General features: G+C 47.0%; 17 protein-coding genes. 1 reads left to right on the top strand and 16 read right to left on the bottom strand.

Translation table 11 applies throughout. The features are described 5' to 3' along the window. Positions 1-158 precede the first annotated feature (158 nt). The 16 genes from ACXAH1_RS04215 to ACXAH1_RS04140 all read right to left on the bottom strand — a co-directional run bounded on the left by ACXAH1_RS04215 (position 159) and on the right by ACXAH1_RS04140 (position 16,117). Positions 159-731, bottom strand: a complete 573-nt coding sequence (locus tag ACXAH1_RS04215) for an NAD(P)H-dependent oxidoreductase (RefSeq protein ID WP_475194096.1) — start codon at positions 729-731, stop codon at positions 159-161. 61 nt (positions 732-792) lie between these two features. Then, positions 793-1,152 (bottom strand): MerR family transcriptional regulator, encoded by a 360-nt coding sequence (locus ACXAH1_RS04210; protein WP_475194093.1) that lies wholly within the window; start codon positions 1,150-1,152, stop codon positions 793-795. A 271-nt stretch (positions 1,153-1,423) separates the two neighbouring features. Then, positions 1,424-1,861, bottom strand: coding sequence for a hypothetical protein (locus ACXAH1_RS04205; protein ID WP_475194092.1), 438 nt, complete (start codon positions 1,859-1,861; stop codon positions 1,424-1,426). A gap of 130 nt (positions 1,862-1,991) precedes the next feature. Further along, positions 1,992-2,159 carry a hypothetical protein gene (locus ACXAH1_RS04200; RefSeq protein ID WP_475194091.1) on the bottom strand — a complete coding sequence of 56 codons (168 nt, stop codon included), beginning with the start codon at positions 2,157-2,159 and terminating at the stop codon, positions 1,992-1,994. A 114-nt stretch (positions 2,160-2,273) separates the two neighbouring features. Continuing rightward, the gene (locus tag ACXAH1_RS04195; RefSeq protein WP_475194089.1) at positions 2,274-2,510 is read right to left on the bottom strand and encodes a hypothetical protein; all 237 of its coding nucleotides are present in this window, start codon (positions 2,508-2,510) and stop codon (positions 2,274-2,276) included. 74 nt (positions 2,511-2,584) lie between these two features. Continuing rightward, a complete protein-coding gene (locus ACXAH1_RS04190) occupies positions 2,585-4,582 on the bottom strand; it encodes an amidohydrolase family protein (RefSeq protein WP_475194088.1) in 1,998 nt (665 codons plus the stop codon). 187 nt (positions 4,583-4,769) lie between these two features. Continuing rightward, positions 4,770-5,417: a substrate-binding periplasmic protein gene (locus ACXAH1_RS04185; RefSeq protein WP_475194085.1), complete on the bottom strand. Its 648-nt coding sequence runs from the start codon at positions 5,415-5,417 to the stop codon at positions 4,770-4,772. A gap of 356 nt (positions 5,418-5,773) precedes the next feature. Further along, positions 5,774-7,519, bottom strand: coding sequence for a PAS domain S-box protein (locus ACXAH1_RS04180; protein ID WP_475194083.1), 1,746 nt, complete (start codon positions 7,517-7,519; stop codon positions 5,774-5,776). 141 nt (positions 7,520-7,660) lie between these two features. After that, a complete protein-coding gene (locus ACXAH1_RS04175; protein ID WP_475194082.1) occupies positions 7,661-8,020 on the bottom strand; it encodes a hypothetical protein in 360 nt (119 codons plus the stop codon). Between the two features lie 4 nt (positions 8,021-8,024). Further along, positions 8,025-8,354, bottom strand: coding sequence for a gamma-glutamylcyclotransferase family protein (locus tag ACXAH1_RS04170; RefSeq protein ID WP_475194080.1), 330 nt, complete (start codon positions 8,352-8,354; stop codon positions 8,025-8,027). Between the two features lie 21 nt (positions 8,355-8,375). Then, positions 8,376-9,275 (bottom strand): helix-turn-helix transcriptional regulator, encoded by a 900-nt coding sequence (locus ACXAH1_RS04165; protein WP_475194077.1) that lies wholly within the window; start codon positions 9,273-9,275, stop codon positions 8,376-8,378. Positions 9,276-9,330: 55 nt separating this feature from the next. Then, complete coding sequence (locus tag ACXAH1_RS04160) at positions 9,331-12,423, bottom strand: efflux RND transporter permease subunit (RefSeq protein WP_475194075.1); 3,093 nt, start codon at positions 12,421-12,423, stop codon at positions 9,331-9,333. Further along, on the bottom strand, positions 12,420-13,565 hold the full coding sequence (locus ACXAH1_RS04155) for an efflux RND transporter periplasmic adaptor subunit (protein ID WP_475194073.1): 1,146 nt from the start codon (positions 13,563-13,565) through the stop codon (positions 12,420-12,422). The genes ACXAH1_RS04160 and ACXAH1_RS04155 overlap by 4 nt, the downstream gene beginning before the upstream one ends. Continuing rightward, positions 13,555-14,442: an ABC transporter six-transmembrane domain-containing protein gene (locus tag ACXAH1_RS04150; protein WP_475194071.1), complete on the bottom strand. Its 888-nt coding sequence runs from the start codon at positions 14,440-14,442 to the stop codon at positions 13,555-13,557. The genes ACXAH1_RS04155 and ACXAH1_RS04150 overlap by 11 nt, the downstream gene beginning before the upstream one ends. Positions 14,443-14,572: 130 nt before the next feature. Then, on the bottom strand, positions 14,573-15,004 hold the full coding sequence (locus ACXAH1_RS04145) for a GNAT family N-acetyltransferase (protein ID WP_475194067.1): 432 nt from the start codon (positions 15,002-15,004) through the stop codon (positions 14,573-14,575). 96 nt (positions 15,005-15,100) lie between these two features. After that, a complete protein-coding gene (locus tag ACXAH1_RS04140) occupies positions 15,101-16,117 on the bottom strand; it encodes a M23 family metallopeptidase (protein WP_475194066.1) in 1,017 nt (338 codons plus the stop codon). Positions 16,118-16,288: 171 nt separating this feature from the next. Between ACXAH1_RS04140 and ACXAH1_RS04135 the strand changes: the two genes are divergently transcribed. After that, entirely contained in the window at positions 16,289-17,059 is a 771-nt protein-coding gene (locus ACXAH1_RS04135; RefSeq protein ID WP_253045382.1) for a helix-turn-helix domain-containing protein, read from the top strand. Positions 17,060-17,062: the final 3 nt, after the last annotated feature.

The following is a 17,062-nucleotide window of genomic DNA, read 5'->3' as shown; positions in this document are numbered from 1 at the left end:
TTCGGGATAGCCATTGAAGTGCTATCTCGTTCGACACTCGCAAACGCAAGGTTTGATAGAAAATACCCAAGGGAAATAAAGAGAAAGCCAATAAAATACCCTATAGATATGCCAATCAGTTTAACTGACTGGCATTGCGGCGACGGCCGGCTTAACTGTTAACTTATACTCATCCCCAGTGCGCGTACCTCTTTTAGCCAATTCTTCCGCTGACTCTCATCAGATAGAATAACCGAACCAAATAAAGTGACTTCAGCTTTGGTAATGCCACAAAATTCAAGCGTGTACCTACCCAGCTGCTCCAAGACTGGCCCGGATTGTTGTTCAGCAAACTCTTGTGGAGCATCCATAGTTAATATGACTCTTGCCGTTTTACCAGTCAGCAATTGCACAACGCTGGCACTGTCATCTTTAAAAGAAAACGCTATTCCGGGTAACAACGCCCTATCAAGTAACCCTTTGAGTTTTGCAGGCAACCCGCCCCACCAGACAGGTGTAACAATTACAATATGTTCGGCCCAAATAAGGGCTTCAACAAAATCACTCAGGCAAGCTTCCAGCTCCTGAACTTCATCGTAGCCCGACGCCAAGTTTGGGTCAAAATTCACCTCTGATAAATTAAAGCGACGGACCATTGCTGACTTTTCAGCTTGATGTTGATACTCAGAGCTCAGACTATGAGTAAAACTACTTTGTTTTGGGTTGCCATTTAACAGTAAGACTTTTTTCATTATTTTCCTCTTCAATTTAGGTAAACAATGAATATCTTAGAGTCTCCCGTTAAGGGAAGAGTCAAGCTGTTTTTTGACAAGAATTGATTGAGCCTATGCAGGTATCTAACTTCGCTATTTTCTCAGAAATAGCATGCAACTCGATTTCAAGTCTTTGTCTTATCACTATCAGGAAGGCGTTAATCTCTGTCCAATTTGCGCTGCCATTGTGATATTTAATTACCCCCTTCAGCTCTGCTAAAGTTACTCCCAGCTCCTTAGCCTCTGAAATCAGTTTCAACACCTCAATATGTTCGGGGGTATAAACTCGATATGCCCCTTTTCTCTTTGGTGCTACAATTAAGCCTTTCTCTTCATAAAACCGGATTGCTTTGACGGATAAACCGGTTTTATTTGCCACTTCACCTATATACACTGTCATTTCCTTGAAAAAACGATACCAGCAGCAATTATAAGCACAATAAGGTTGAATCCTTAAATAATATCAGGTCAGAAACTTTGAAGCTAAGTCAGTTAGCGAGCTTAATTGACCATCTGTATCATAGCTGTGATCATCTTTATCTGCTAACTTCTCTGTGCTCGCAAAGTGCAATACTTCATTCTCTTTAGCAAACTATAAGACGTTCCTGCAAGTTCAAATAAGTAGGATAACTATACCGGCTTAAACCTGAGTAAATGGCTAGAACCAACCTCTATACATCATCAACCCTCAAGTGTTTTATTATCGCAGCAAGTAACTGTTCTGGCTCATTGGTGCCTAAACTGACGGTGGTGCCGTCTTTCAGTGTGAGTTCTACGGCGTTCAGACCGGAGACATTATATAACCAGCCGGTGGATAGCATGCGAATGCCCAGGCCATTGTACCATTTTGTTTTTATGATTTTTGCCGAGTCTATTTGTGTGCAATCGAGTGATTTGCGCCAAAAACCCGGGCCGAAAAACCAGCGAACCTGCCCCTCACCTACTTTAATTGTCAGTGAACTAAACAATATGGCGATGATGCCAACGACAACAAAAGCAAAGCTTGCGTTGTCTTCGGGTTTAACGACAGCGCTATAGGCAAGAACCAGTGCAGATGTGCCCATAACAGCCAATATGGCGGTGCCAATTTGGGTATGTTTATAGTCCATTATGCTTTCTCCTGTACTGTATTCTGTTGAGCCTCTTATGTCTTTTGTAGAATTATATACGTCTTTAATCAAGGATTATTAAAGGGCCAGGCCATACCACTTAGGCCTACCCCTTAGTCACCGCCCTTAGTTAGCAAGTGTAACCATTAACAGACACAGGGCAGGAATAGTTTGGATCTGAGATTGGACCACATCCCATCGCGGATATCGCCCCGCCAACCTGACGTGTTTTGCCATTACCGAGGGCTACCTGCCCAGACAGGTTTTTTACCTTCTTCTTGTTGAGTATCAATGTCATTATTTTCACCTTTACATTATTGCACCAATATTGGTAACAAACAGTGTGTTGCCATTTTGCTCAAAAAGCAACCAACAAAGGCCGATGCACAAATATTTCACGCAATTGTCATAATTAAGAAGAGCGCTCACGGTGCTGAATGTCGCGAGCAAACTGAGTACAGTCAGCAAGTGCCGTGTCGTGATCTGTACTATACGCACTAACACTTCGGCCCCATTGATCTTGCCCCTGCGCAAGATATTGCCCTGGACCCACCTCCCGACATCTGAAATACCACCCAGTGAGTGCATCAAAGATCGGATACGCTCTTGCTAATTCATCCACAGGCATGGCTGTGTTAGGTTTTTTCACTATGGTATATGTCCCTGTGGTGCATTGTTGTTTTTGGGCGCAAGCTGATGAGATACCAGCTTGCAACTAACTTATTAAAGTACGATGCGGCTTGCTTTGGTAAAAGGTGCAATGCCAATTTGCTCGAAGATCGCTTCCGGTTTAAAGACTTGAGTACCTTTAATCACCAGAGAGAGTTTTCTCAGGGCCTTGATATCCTGACTCGGATCACCGTCGACCAGGAGCAGATCAGCCACTTTACCTTCACTTATAGAGCCTGTCTGATGTGCGACCCCCATCAATCTGGCGCTATCGATTGTGGCCATTTTCAGGACCTCAGTAGCAGGGATACCGGCCATAGCGTACAACTCAAGCTCTCGAAGTAAGGTAAACCCGGGGACACTGTCTGTGCCTGCAACCATAGGTACGCCTGCGTCATAGAGAATTTTAACCATTTTCAGCATAGCGTCTCCTGAGTTCTGATAGGCACTTTGGTGTTCATCCTCAACCTGCATCTGAGCCCCTTTCAGGTTGCGCACAAAATTCGGTGGCAAATGCGATGCAATCTCGGCAAACTCTTGGTCAATCTGTTTGTTTTTACTCATTAACAGGCTTCTGAAGGTAGACACGGTAGGGTCAATGACCACGTTTTTATCTGCCAGTAGCTTAATAAAGGTATCCATTTCCTCACCGGTCATCGGCATTTCAGCTGCTTTTTCGCCGATCAAAGAAAAACGTTGCTTGGTGCGAGTGTCGACTTTTTCACCCGCCAAAAAGTTCAGAAATAGCATGTTGATATGCTGGATCTCATTATACCCGGCATGCACGGCCTGCTCTGCGGTCATAAAAGCCGGAATATGACCACTGAGGCGAAGCCCTCGGCTATGCGCCCGTTGTGCTATCGGCTCAACCCATTTAGGATCGATAGATGAATAGAGCTTGATCTGGACGTAGCCATTATCGGCAAAAAAATCCACCATCTCGAGCGCTTCTTCCAGGGTTTTAACGCTTAAACCGGCAGAGTTTTCACTGTATTTGTCCATGAATCCCGCGCGATATACACGAGTACCCAGTACTTTACCTGTATCAAACAAAGACTGAATCTCCATCAGATTCTGATGTTCATTACCCATGTCCCGTACACTGGTTACACCGGTAGCAATGTTCAGGATACCGGTATCTTTACTTAAATGGCCATGCATATCCCACAGACCGGGGATCAAGGTTTTACCCAGCCCATTTACTGTTGCCACCTTTTTACTAAGCTTGATCTTCGGCGCGACCTGAACAATTTTGCCTTGCTCAATCAGTACCTGCTGACCTGTGCGCGTGGTCCCTTTTTCTACGTCGAATACGTTCACCTGATCTAACAGCAACGCTGAGTGGTATTCAGTAAGCTGCTTAGCCAAGGTCTCCAGATATGTTTGCTCCGCTTTTAGCTGACGGGCCTTTAGCTGGTCAAACTGCTCTGTACTAAAGCCGTCACGGATAACATACATGCCACCCCAGCTCTGAGCAAAGTAATTACCTTCTTCGTCGTACCAGGCAAAATCTGGTGTCATGGTCAATCCGGATTTAGCATACAAGTAGACTTGCTCATCACCCAGCTTTACCGTGTCCAACTTTGTGAATGTGATTTTCCCGTGGGGCAACACTTCGATCTGATCAAGATCATTTTTGATCAGGTAACGGATCAGCGCATTATCGATTGCTAACGTGCTGTTCTTTGGCACGTAAAATATCGGTTGGGTTGTGTTCGCACTACTCTGCTCGTCATTATTTCGCCACTTGGCATGACCATTTTCCCATGCATAAGATTCACTGATGTCTGCGCCAAAAGCAGACTGCCCCTGGACTTCAAAGCCCAAAATCCTGCCTTTGTCGTCAAGTTTGAGCGTTTCATCAATCACAATACGGCGGTTATTCCAGCCAAATCGAGCCTGTGATGTGTATGTACTCGCATCTAACTGTGTCTGGCTCATTGTGCCAGCCAGCCCTTTTTCTGAATAGATGTTATTAACTATGGTTTGTGCAAGTGCTGCGGGCAAATAAGCGGCAGATAGAACAGTTGTTGCAGCGAACAAGTGCCGCACTGCAAAACTCCTTATCGTGTTTTGTTTCACTGTGTTTTCCTTACATATTATTTTAATCAACAACATTTATATCATATTCAACTGTGAAATTTTCAAAAACACTATGATTTTAAATACTTGGATTATTTCATGAAATGGAGTTTGGGCCCCAATTAAGCGCATGCTCTGCGTTGTAACTTCTCAATGCTTAGTCTGGCTCCGTGAGCTGTTGTTTTAGAAGTGAGATCACCTCAGATGGCGTTTGTCTGTTGGCGGCAAGATAAAAGTCGCTGCTTAGTTCATCCAGTTCAAATAAAAATTTAAAATCGCTTCGTTTACAGCCAATTTTTCCGCACATATAGTCCAGATGTATTGGGGATGCAGCTATTATATCCGCTCGACCTCTTAGCAACATTTTTAATGTAACTAATGTCTCTGGCAATACGACTGTAGTGTCTAGCATGTTCTTTCCCGATAGATATTGAAATACCACATCGTCACGCTTTACCCCGACCTTGTAGTTAAGCAGATCAGCCAGTTTCTCCATTTTGATATCGCGCCGCTCTTGCAGTGCAATAAGATAAGTTTTAGTGCTCATCAGCACACCGACCCAGTGAAACAGGTCCTCTCTGTCCGGTGTTCTTACCATTGAAAAGATCAAAGTCCCCGGTTCATCTACCGCTGTTTTATAGGCCCTGGCCCACGGCATAACTTCAATGTCGGCTTTAATATTCAAATCGGACAGTAATTTGGTAACTTTCTCAGCGGCCACGCCTTCTACTTGCCCATTCTTGCCTGACATCTGATATGGCGGCAGATCTTCAGTTACAATTTTGAGCTGACTTAAACCTGTCAAAGGTGAATCCTGACCTGGAGCGACTAAAGGCCACAGCAAAAATGAAATCAAAACAATAAAATTAACATACCGCATGTGTAACCAACTTAAAGAATGTTAAAACCACAATTGTGTCAAGGCACATAACCTATATACGTCTGAGGAAATCATTGGGATGATTAGTACTTTAAAAATAGTGCGAAATAGTCATAGAATTACAGCCAGTTTGGTCTGAACCGTAAAAGCAAGCGCCAAGCCATGGGCTTGCTTATTCAGACCATCAACTAAGGATACTCATTAACGCCCTTAATGTTCCTACAGGAGACGTTGCCTGTTACGGACATCATTGCGCGAAGCTAATAGCCAGCCCTCCAAGCTTATTTTGCCTGAATGTAACTACTCAGCTGATCTACATGTTGTCGCGTTTCATCAATTAAACCGCCGATTTCTCTCGCCGATTCTGTCGTACGCATCGCCAGGCTTCTAACCTCGTCGGCCACAACCGCAAAACCTCTGCCCGCGTCACCAGCTCTGGCCGACTCAATGGCCGCATTAAGTGCCAGCAGGTTAGTCTGGTCCGAAATACTGTTGATGGTATTAATGATGGTGCTGATCTTTGACAGGACCTGCGCCATGGCATGGTGCGTTTCAGTCAGTACCGCATTGCGCTCGGACACATCTGTGCCGTACAGCAAGATTTTATTTAAGTTGCCATCTTCATCTAACACAGGAGAAATGGCTGCGTCTATCTGCACTTCACTTAAACCAGTTGGCAGGGCAAGCTGGGTTTTAACGAACTGACCGTTGCGTATCGACTGCCACTGCTCGTCACTGAGGTAACTCGACAAGGTTTTTAACATTTGCTGCACGGCACGTTTATCGCTGGCGCCCAAAGCACTGAGACCCATAGGATTGATCAGTGTCAACTCACCCAGAGGATCAAACTCCAGCACTATATTCGCCTCACCTATGGCTCTGAGGCGGATATCATTTTCCAATGCGACACGCTTAGTACTGTCCACGTTTGCCTGAATCGATACAAAACGGATCAGACTCCCCTTGTCATCAAATACCGGATTGATTGCCAAACTTATCCAGTAGGGGTCGCCTTCTTTTGTATAGTTAAGGATCTCTTCATAAAACGGGGTGCGCTGCTCCAGATTCTTTTTTATCCGTTTTTTGGTATCCGGTGAAGTATGCTTACCCTGCAAGACATGGCCTGGCTTTTTGCCCAATACTTCGTGTTGCTCGTACCCCGATAACTTGGTAAATCCGGGATTTACATACTCAATCAGTCCGTTTGCATCTGTGATAATCACAGAATTGTCTGTTTCGTTAGCAACCAACGAAAGTAGCGCAATCTGGTCTCGCTGGGCTTTTTCTTCGGTGATATCCTTAACAAATGCGGTATAAGCTATTTTTCCAGCCACATTAACTTTCGACAAGGACAGATTGGCCCACAACACCTGACCGTCACTGCGTTCAATTTCCACATCCCTCGACGTACCAACAATTTTATCTTCACCAGTTCTGCGATTACGATTAACCATTTCATCATGGTTGCCCTGAATTGCTTTTGGCACGAGCATTTTTACATTTCGGCCTATCACTTCATCTCGTTGATAGCCCCACAAACGCTCTGCCGCTGGATTAAAAAACGTCACTATGTTGCTATGGTCAATAGATACAACAGCGTCAATACACTGCTCAAGCGTCTGGTCGATCCGCTCTTGTGCTTCTTTTTGTACGGTAATATCTTTAATAAATGCGGTGTAATGAATGCCATCAGACTGGCGCACCTTAGACAATGACAGACTGCACCACTTCTTCTCGCCACTGCGAGTTTCAATCTGAATATCGCGCGACGTGCCGACGATTTTATCTGGCCCACCGTTGCGGTTGGCATTAACGTATTCATCATGGTTAGTCGCAAATTCCCGGGGAACAAGCATTTTGACATTTTTACCTATCACCTCGGTTTTACTGTAGCCAAACAGTTTTTCTGCAGCCGCATTCATATAAGTAACGTTGTTTTTGGTGTTGATACTGATCACGGCATCAATAGCCTGATCCAGGATAGCTTGAGTGTTATCCGACTTACCGGAGAAGAGTGACTGAATCATCAATTAACCTCTGAGCATAGGTGAAAGCACGCGCTCGCAGGCTTAATACCTGGTGGTTGCAATCACACATGCATTAAACTGCGGTTAATTAAAAGTAGACCGAATTTTCGAAAAGTGTCAATTATCGGCGCAGCTTTAGAGCTACAAGTGAGCATGTTTTGCGTAAGACAGAAAGGCCGTATTACCCCAAACAGTGAAGTAACGCACGTCTAAACTGATCACATGACAATCGGTACTTAACTCAATACTGCAATTCTCTCCGCCATAATTTACCAGTATCTGTACGCCGCCGAATAATGCTCTTATGTTCCATATATCAAGGTTGGAAGCCTTAGCTCTTTGCTGGCTTGGCTCACCTAGGACCTCGACAACATAGGCTCTTTGACTGCCGATATATACCTTATCAGATGATATCCAACTGGCCGCCAAACGACATGCATGGACAATGAACGTCACGCCCACAGCTGCTAAGAAAATTATAAAAAGCCGATTTTTAATCATTAAACTAACCTTGCGCGAGGGTGTATACATACGCTTGTATTATCGCGCCGCTATCGAGCTCAACATCAGTCAGTACTCTGGTGTATTGCGCTCCCTCAAATTCATCCAGTCTGTGCCAATGAATGCTCAATTGTTCTGACGTAAAGACCAGACCAGCGACTTGCTGTGTGCCATTGTCCAGAATCAGTCCCGGATACCCTAACTCAGCACCCCAGCCAGCATTACACAATTGGCCATACACTTTACCTGGTTGCCATTGGCCATCTACATCGGCCAAAATGTGCTCGTTGGTACGCCCGGGAGCTAATGTGCCATATACAAATAGACTTGCCATTTTGCCTCCATGTACATTTATTCATGACAGAATGGGGATCTGAAATTGCATCGTGATTCCTCCGTACTGCTCCATATCTACCTCTTCGATCCACTCTATAAAGAATCCCTCGGGATCGACCTCATAGCCAGCGATTTGGGCTTTTTCAAATAAAGTGTGTAGTACCTGACTATAGGCCACATCCGACAAAAGATAGGCCCGGCAGCAAAAGTAGTGACCGGCTGCGATCTCCAGCTCATAGGACTCTGACTGACCCGCCACTTTTCCTATCTGAGTATGGATATCCGACCAGCTTTTCTCAAGCTCAGAGGTTCGTGTGATCCCCAGTAGTCCTACCGATTTCTCTCCATAGTGGTCTAAAATCTGGTCCCAATCGGTCGTATCTGTTGAGATGAGCTTAATATTACGTGTGTCATAAAACGCTCGAGTGCATGGCAAGGCCTCAGCAAGTTGTTTCTCAAGTGAACCAGACTTGCCGGGGTGAGCCAGTTTATTCATTAATACCGTTGTTTGCGCAGGAGTTGCTTGCTGAGCCATTAAACGGACCGCTTTTGCGGTTAACCCGAGGTCGCGTTTGAGTGCTTTTGCCAACGCCTGCGAAGAAGCAAAGCCACATAACTGGGCAATATCTGTAACCGACAGAGTGTCGTGATACAACAGATAATACACCGCGTATTGCAGCCGGACCCGACTTAAATAACGCCCCGGGGTTTCATTGAACAACTTGCTAAACTGACGATGAAAATGAAATGCAGAAATAGCACTTTTTTTAGCGATCTGCTGCCAGGTCAAGCCCTCTTCAAGCTGCTCATGCATCAACAGCAAAGCCTGTTCAAATCGTTTACGCATGTGATCGGGCAAAGGTGCCAGCAAAGCAATTTCTGGCACCAGATTAAACGCGGGATCTTTGTTTTCGGACATAAGGGCTCACTGGTAAATCCTGGGCGACAACTATCGCTCAGGCAGTAGCCCGAAGTCAACTGACCGTCATTGTCTGCTTGGCTGACGAGACTGCAGAGCGGGGTTGTCTATGGCTGAAGCCAAGCAACACGGGTATTAAGAACAAGGTGATCAGGGTTGCGAATAATTCACCAAATACCAGAGATACCGCAGCAGGTTTTAAGTACTGGACTTGTTCAGATGTCCCGAACAACAAAGGCAATAAACCGCACACAGTGGTTACTGTGGTCAGGAAAATTGCTCTGAAACGAGCGGTACCTGCCATTATCAGCGCCTCAGTGGGCTCAATGCCATTGCGATGTTCGCTGTTAAAGCGAGTCATCAGTACTAAGGCGTCATTCACCACAATCCCTGTCATAGCCATCATACCAAACAATGACAATAAGCTGACAGGCAGATCCATTATGGCATGGCCAAAAATGGCACCGGCAAACCCAAAGGGGATCACCGCCATGATGATAAGCGGCTGCCAGTAGGACTTAAGTGGGATCGCCAGCAACACATAGATCAGCATCAATGTCAGTATTAATGCCGCTTTAAAACCTTTGCTCACTTCGTCTATTTCTTCATACTCACCCGCAGGCTTGATACCCACCTCAGGATATTGGGTTTTGAGTGTCTCAATCTCTTTGGCCAGTAATGCCAGCGTTTGCTCCGGTGAGCCTGAAGCACGATCCTGAGACCAATAGAGGTTGATCACCCGTGAGCGGTCCCGACGCTGTAACGCCTGTGGTTCGTACTCATAACTTAACCGGGCCACATCACCCAGTGCAACACTCTGCCCGTCCTTGAGTATTACCCGCATATCCTTTAATTCATGCTCTGTTCGTACCGCCTGCTGTGCAAAGCGCAAAACCACTTTTAGTTCCTGAGATTGATATAACAACCTATGCACCTCTCGCTCACCCAGCGCATTGGCGACCAACTCTGCCACCTGTGCCTGGGTGAGCCCCAACTGGCGACCGAATGTGTTTAGTCTGATCCGGATCTGTCGCTGTGCTGCCTGGTGGTCGTCTCGTACGTCTTTCACGCCGGGCAAACCTGCCAGCTTTTCACGTAACAGGTCGCTGACCTGCTTTGCCTGCAAAACATCATGGGATGAAATGGCCAGAAAAGTGCCCCCCGCCGGAGGCTCTGCGGCACTAAAGTGCTGCGCGTAACTGCCCTCTATGTTTTCAGCATACTCACGCCAGGCGTCGCTAAGTGTGTTCGCCGGTAGTACATTAAGTGCTTCCGAGGTCAGCTCAGCGGTCACTTCCAGCTCACCAAACCCATTGGACCACGCCAGAATATTTTTCATCGGAGCTGCATTTAGGGCGTAGTCTGCCTGCAGGGTGTTGTTAGCCTTCTGCGCACTGAGCTCAAGCTGGCTCAACGCCCGTGCCTGCAACCCAAGCGGCGCTCCCTCTTCCAAAGTTACCTTCGCAGTCACATATCGGCCCGGAATATCCGGAAACAAAGTACTTCGTATCGCGCCACCCAACCAAAGACCATAGGCCAATACAAAAGCGGATAAAAACATCACCAAAGTGGATCTTTTATGCTTCAGGCTCACACACAGCATGGGTTTGTAGATGCGTTGAATGAACTGAGTTAGTGTCCAGCGCGCTTTGTTTTGAACCGTGGCGAAAATCCCGCTTCGCGCCCCTTTGCGAGACATTGCAGCCAGATGTGATGGCAGGATAAACTTGCTTTCGACCAGTGAAAAACACAATGCCAGAATAACGACAGCCGAAAACCCTGCAAACAATTTTGCCAGATCATTGTTAATCCAGAGCATTGGCGAAAACGCCGCAATACTGGTCAGTACACCAAACACGGTTGCGACGGTCACAGACTCAACTCCTGAGAAGGCGGCTTGCTTGTAGTTGGCGTTGCCGTTTTGGTGTTCATCAATGGCTTCACCTACAACGACCGCATCATCGACCAAAATGCCCAATACCAAAATAAAGCCAAACAAAGTAATGTCATTGAGGCTATAGTCCAGCAACTGCATACCATATAAAGTGCCACAAATGGCAACCGGGATCCCCGCAGCGACCCAAAATGCCAGTCTCAGGTTTAGAAACACCCCCAACAACAAAATCACTATCAGTAAACCCTGCCAGGCACTGCTGCCCAGCCTTTGTAACTGCTCTTCAATATAAGGTGCCATGTCTGCCATGGTGGTGATCTCAATGTCTTCTGCCAGCACAGGCTTTAGCTCAGCAATGGTGTCACGAATTGCCGCGCTGACATCAAGTAGATTATCGCTCTGACTAGTGCTGACCATCAGTGCAATACCGGGTATGCCATTGTTGCGAACTATGGCGTCGCTGTGCTCATAGCCTCGACGCACAGTTGCAACCTCGCCTAAAGTCACTTCTCCCGCCGGACCGTTTATCACAGGCAGACTTTTCAACTCACCCAGTGCGCTCAGATAGCCGTCTCCACGCAAGGTAATACGCCCGCCTTCATGTTGCAGTTGCCCACTGCGTGTTTCGAGGGACATCTGCACCATAGTGCCCGCCAGCTGCTCCAGCGTCATGCCGTAGCGCAGCAGTGCTTCAGGGTCAGGTTCAATGTATATCCGTGGCTCACGCGCTCCCCAGTTGCTGACTTTGGAAATGTCGGGGTGCTTTTTTAACGCCAGCTCTATGCGCCTGGCAACTTGTTGCAGAGCCTCATCGCTGCGCGGCGCAGAAACAATGACAAACGCCGCCAGATTAGTAAATTCATCCCGGGTCACAATGGGCTTCTCAGCCTGAGCCGGAAAGTGGCTGATAGCATTAACCTGATTGCGCACTTCCTCCAGTAACTTGCCAAGATCCGCATCGGGCTTTTTGCGAATGGTTACGGTAGACAATCCAGCCTGCGACTGGCTGGTAATTTGTTTTATCCCCGCCACCGAGCTGACCGACTCCTCAACACGTTGTGTAATGCTTTCGTCAATCTGCCTTGCTGTACCGCCCGGATATGCCACGTGAATACTAAGACTGGATGGCGCTATCTGAGGAAAAGACTCAACTCTGAGCTGACCAAACGCCAGCAGACCACCAGCAATAATCATCGCCATCAGTAAGTTGGCAGCCACCGGGTTATCAATAAACCATTTGCTTAGCCAGCTCATAGCGCCTCCTGCTTGTCTGCAATCTGCAACGCCTCTGTAACCGGGTTTACTTTCTTTTTAGCCATCATGGAACGCAGTGGGAAACGCACAACCTGCAATGAAGCGGGTTGCTCGTCAATCAGTGACACAATCACGCTGTTCGCTCTTACCTCGATAACCCGGACATTCAGCTGACGCAGCTGTTGCTGCGCTGTTACCACCCAGATAAATTCGTCCGGATCAACAGCGCTGAGCGGCAGTTCATATAAGGCTCCTTCATTTTTGAGCTCAAACTGCACTTTCACCTGTTGGTTCGGGAGCAACTGAGTTTCGTGATGATAGGGTTCGGACACCGTCAGCACTAACGTTCGCTGGCGCGTTGTTTCATTGACCAGTGGCGACACATAACGTACAGATGCCGGCCAACTCGCACCTGAGCGGCTGTGTACTTTAATCACATTTTTATCGAGCTCAGCTGTACTTATCCTGTCCCAGTCATGCTGTGACAAGGGCACATGAATATCCATACTGTCGCTGGCCACCAGTTCGAACAGAGTCTGACTGGCTTCCATCCATTCTCCCGGGCTCACAAAGCGCTGTGTGATCATGGCATCATAAGGAGCAACAACAATGGCGTCATCCAGCAGTTGTTGTGCACTTTTTACATTTTGTTGTGCGCGTGCCAGTTCCGCTCGCGCCGCCGCCAGGTGCGGTTCCATTCTGGCAAATGCCGTGCTGTTTTGAGCGGGCCGCATGCTCTGTGCGACCTCTTGTTCATGCAGCTGTTGCTGCAAATTGAGTTCTGCCTGTTTTAATGTGCTCTGTGCCTCAAAAAGCTGAGATTCAAGTAAACGGGTATTAAGCCGTGCCAGTACCTGATCTTTTTTCACATGCTTGCCCGGCTCCATATCTGTACCCAGATACTCTAATCTGGCGCTGCTGGTTGCCTTCAATTGCACAGGCCAGCGTGCCTGAGTATGCGCCTGGACTGATAATGTGGGCGTCAGTTCAGTACGCTCTATGGTCAACACAGAAACAGATGGCACAACAACTTTTTCAACCCGAGGCATGGGTTCAACGGGTGACATAAGCACCACGGTCACTAATGACAAGAGTAATGTGGCTCCGGCAGCAATGGCCGGCAAACGAGCTTTAAACATCATGGATCACCTCCTGGTTAGGCACGATATCAACGGGTTGATTTAGTCGTTTACTGATTTCACTCAGGCGAGACAGCGTCTGTAACGTGATGGGCAACATAATTGCAGTATCTACAAATTCGAGGGAATAGGTCACAATAGAGAACACCTGGCCAACACTGATATCGGGGATCAGCTGCACCATCCACAAATTACCAAGCACAGCAGCAAAGAGTACAAGGAAAATCAGGCCATAAACCCAGGCTTCAGTATCGGATAGTCGGATCTCACATCGTTTAAGGCGTTCAAAGTGCGCACTGATTGCGCCAAGTGGCCTGTGGCTCAGCACCCAAACCTGTTGCTCAAGTTGGTCATTAAGCTTGCTATTAAGCAGACTGAAACGGTCATGAAACAGCGCATAAATTAGACACATCAAAGCCGCAGCCAATAAGACACTATAGGCCAGATACAAGTGGAATGACGCCAGGATTACCACAGTGGCAACCAGTTGAATCACAGCAGTAAACACGCCAGGCAGGTCATTTTCAAGAAAATCAACCAGCTCACGTGACATAGTCAGACGCGCATCTTTTACAGACACCGGGGCACCGCGTAGCCTAAAGGCCAGCATTTCAGCCACCCAGACACGGATGTCACCAAATACTCGGGTATCATAAAAACGCCGCAGGACACTGATCACCACCAGCGCCACCAGCACCAGTGCAAACCAAGTGAGCGGTGTCAGTGACTGAGCTAACACGCCATCAATGGCGTGGCCGATAAACAAAGGCAATAAAATTAATAGGATATTTTCTAAGATCACCATGGTCCAGGTGAGCAGAATTTTAACTGGGCTGGTGCGAATAATCGCACCAAAAGAAATTGAATTAAGGAGGTTCACAACCAGCTCCGTGAGTACTACAAACTTACGGCCAGTGTGACAGAGCGCGACACTAAAAAAGTGTCCCAGATTGCGCTTTACACTTTCTAACGCTCTGTGAGGCGCTCAATATAGCGTTTATGTAAGGCAGTTATGTCTTTCTCTGATAAATATCTGGCTGACATATTTGCATCAAAATACTTGGGTCGTCCGGCGTCTCAAAACCAAATTGGGCATACAAGCCATGAGCATCCTTGGTAGCCAGCATAATTCGGCGCAGGCCTTGTAATTCAGGGTGCTTCATCACCGCCTCAACTAGCATTTTACTTACTCCCTGACCTCTGTGCTGCTCAAGAATAAACACATCCGCCAGATAAGCAAAAGTTGCTTTGTCGGTAATTAGCCGGGCAAAGCCCACTTGCTCCCCCGCTTCGCTGTATGCGCCAAAACACAGTGAGTTGTCGATAGCCCTGGCCATCACATCGCGGGGGATGTTCTTCGCCCAGTAAGAGCCAGAAATAAAGTGATAAATCACGTCAAAATTAAGCCGTGTCGGGTCGGTGCTGATGGTATAGGCAGACATAGTACTCCTTCAAGCGTATTATTATTACTCCCTTCATTAAACCCCTGACCCCTCGTGATGACAAGCCCTTGAGCCATAGTCGGTAATAAAATGTCCCTACATTTTATTACCGACCAGCATACCACGCGTCAATTGTATGGCTTTCTGATGACTTCCAGGGCCTTGAGTAACCCAAAACGTTACGGGTAATCCCATTGCACAATACATATTGGGGTGGTCCTGAAGATGAAAGTGTAAATGCGGTTCGCTCGTAAAACCAGTGAACCCGCAGCGCCCCAACAACTCTCCCTGCTTCACTCTGTCACCGACTTTCACTGGGACAGACCCTTTGTTCAGATGAGCATAGAAACCGTATTCACCAGGTGCATGTTTAACAACAACATGATTACCGGCAAAATGGCGGCACAGGAAGTCGATCATGCCCAATCCTACCAAAGGCGCCTGAGCCTCCTTGTCGAATACAGCCACTACCTCACCGTCAGCCGCCGCTAAAATAGGCTGATTAAAACAAAAATAATCGCTCACATTCAGGCCCTTGGAGGTATGGCGAGAATAATTGTGATCGACCATCACAAAGTCCAGAGCGAACCTCTGCGAGAGCACTCCCCATGAGTGCGATGTCAAAGGTGTATTACCACCATTGTAAACCAACCAGCGACCTTCAAATGGTAATTGATAACGTACTTTGTTTTGATATCCGGCCATGTCATTTCGCCCTGCCGAGACCCGTCTTGCAACCGACCTCTGGCAAACAACTAGCTTAGCCTGTTGAAAGGCCAGCAAAGGGTTTAGGAATGTCAGCGCCAAGGATGGGAGTGCGGTAAACATCATGCCGTAACGCCCCAGATAACGATGAATACCCGGACGCGGCCAGTTTAAACCTGGGTGAGGTTCATTGCCTGGTTGACTGATAAGATACTTTTTTACTAGGCAGGCACAGATAAAATGCGATGAAAAATAAACAGTCAGCTTTGCAATAACAGGCAGTCTGACTCCCCATATCCATTGGCATATGAGCTGCGACCCGAGCGTTACGCCAACTGCAATAACTAGTGGAAGCAACCAGGTAAATGCAAATTTTTTTTGTGGACTGTGTGCCGTTTCTTTGGGCATGTCTGCTCCGGTTCGTGTTATCAAGTGTGTTTGTCGATGTGCCATCACTGTATACACGTGTCACTAAGGGTACAACTGCCTGATAATGACAAATCACCAAGAACAACATTTTGATACTCTAATATCCATTTTATGATACCTTACGACGAAAATAGTGAATGAGCAGATAAAGTGTCCAACGATCTCAACAAGCAGATAATCAGGCGATGCCTCGATGCGATTAAAGTCCAGTTAAAAGCCAGACAACTTACCTATCAGGATATTGCTGCATTGTTTGACGTGTCTGAAAACACCATCAAGCGAATGCTCAATCAGGATGACATTAGTTTAGACAGGCTGTTAACGCTGGCACAGTTGTGCGGATTAGATACGGCTGAGCTGCTTAGTAAGAGTCAACAACACAGATCAGCGCACACCTATTTTTCTGCGCGTCAAGATCAGGCATTTGCAGAAAACCCGCACCTGTTAAGTTATTTTTCACGGTTGTTTTACCAGCAACATAGCGTGGAGAAAATTGCCTGCGAATGTGGTCTGAGCGACCTTTCCAGCTACCGATATTTACGCGCGCTGGAGGATATTGAGCTGCTGGAATTAAAACCCCAGAACAGGTTCAGGTTTTTGGTGAGCCCACCTTTGGGGTTCGCGCCGGACAGCATGGTAGTCAAACAGTCAGCCTGTAAGCACATGGAACAAACGCTGGAAGCCGTAATGGCCCCACACAAAACACCTCAGCATCATGTTGTGATCAAGCCTTTGAAAATGCCACCCATACTGCATGATAAAATGTGGCAAGAGTTACAACACACCCTAAGCAAATATGCTCAGGTCGCAGAGCTGGCCTTTGCCGAATACAGTGAGCAGCCCACTATTCAGGTCACACTGGTAACACATCCACTCAACACGGACGTATTCAATGAGGCGCCGATCATTTCGCTTGATTAACGC

The organism is Pseudoalteromonas sp. AWH4_217, assembly GCF_056161105.1.
The sequence above is the reverse complement of the archived record's forward strand: the minus strand, read 5'-3'. Positions and strand labels throughout refer to the sequence as shown.

What these genes read in the sequence shown, in the direction of transcription:
- ACXAH1_RS04215 (WP_475194096.1), bottom strand. Translation starts at nt 731, where the DNA reads ATGAAAAAAGTCTTACTGTTAAATGGCAACCCAAAACAAAGTAGTTTT.
- ACXAH1_RS04210 (WP_475194093.1), bottom strand. Translation starts at nt 1,152, where the DNA reads ATGACAGTGTATATAGGTGAAGTGGCAAATAAAACCGGTTTATCCGTC.
- ACXAH1_RS04205 (WP_475194092.1), bottom strand. Translation starts at nt 1,861, where the DNA reads ATGGACTATAAACATACCCAAATTGGCACCGCCATATTGGCTGTTATG.
- ACXAH1_RS04200 (WP_475194091.1), bottom strand. Translation starts at nt 2,159, where the DNA reads ATGACATTGATACTCAACAAGAAGAAGGTAAAAAACCTGTCTGGGCAG.
- ACXAH1_RS04180 (WP_475194083.1), bottom strand. Translation starts at nt 7,519, where the DNA reads ATGATTCAGTCACTCTTCTCCGGTAAGTCGGATAACACTCAAGCTATC.
- ACXAH1_RS04175 (WP_475194082.1), bottom strand. Translation starts at nt 8,020, where the DNA reads ATGATTAAAAATCGGCTTTTTATAATTTTCTTAGCAGCTGTGGGCGTG.
- ACXAH1_RS04170 (WP_475194080.1), bottom strand. Translation starts at nt 8,354, where the DNA reads ATGGCAAGTCTATTTGTATATGGCACATTAGCTCCCGGGCGTACCAAC.
- ACXAH1_RS04165 (WP_475194077.1), bottom strand. Translation starts at nt 9,275, where the DNA reads ATGTCCGAAAACAAAGATCCCGCGTTTAATCTGGTGCCAGAAATTGCT.
- ACXAH1_RS04160 (WP_475194075.1), bottom strand. Translation starts at nt 12,423, where the DNA reads ATGAGCTGGCTAAGCAAATGGTTTATTGATAACCCGGTGGCTGCCAAC.
- ACXAH1_RS04155 (WP_475194073.1), bottom strand. Translation starts at nt 13,565, where the DNA reads ATGATGTTTAAAGCTCGTTTGCCGGCCATTGCTGCCGGAGCCACATTA.
- ACXAH1_RS04145 (WP_475194067.1), bottom strand. Translation starts at nt 15,004, where the DNA reads ATGTCTGCCTATACCATCAGCACCGACCCGACACGGCTTAATTTTGAC.
- ACXAH1_RS04140 (WP_475194066.1), bottom strand. Translation starts at nt 16,117, where the DNA reads ATGCCCAAAGAAACGGCACACAGTCCACAAAAAAAATTTGCATTTACC.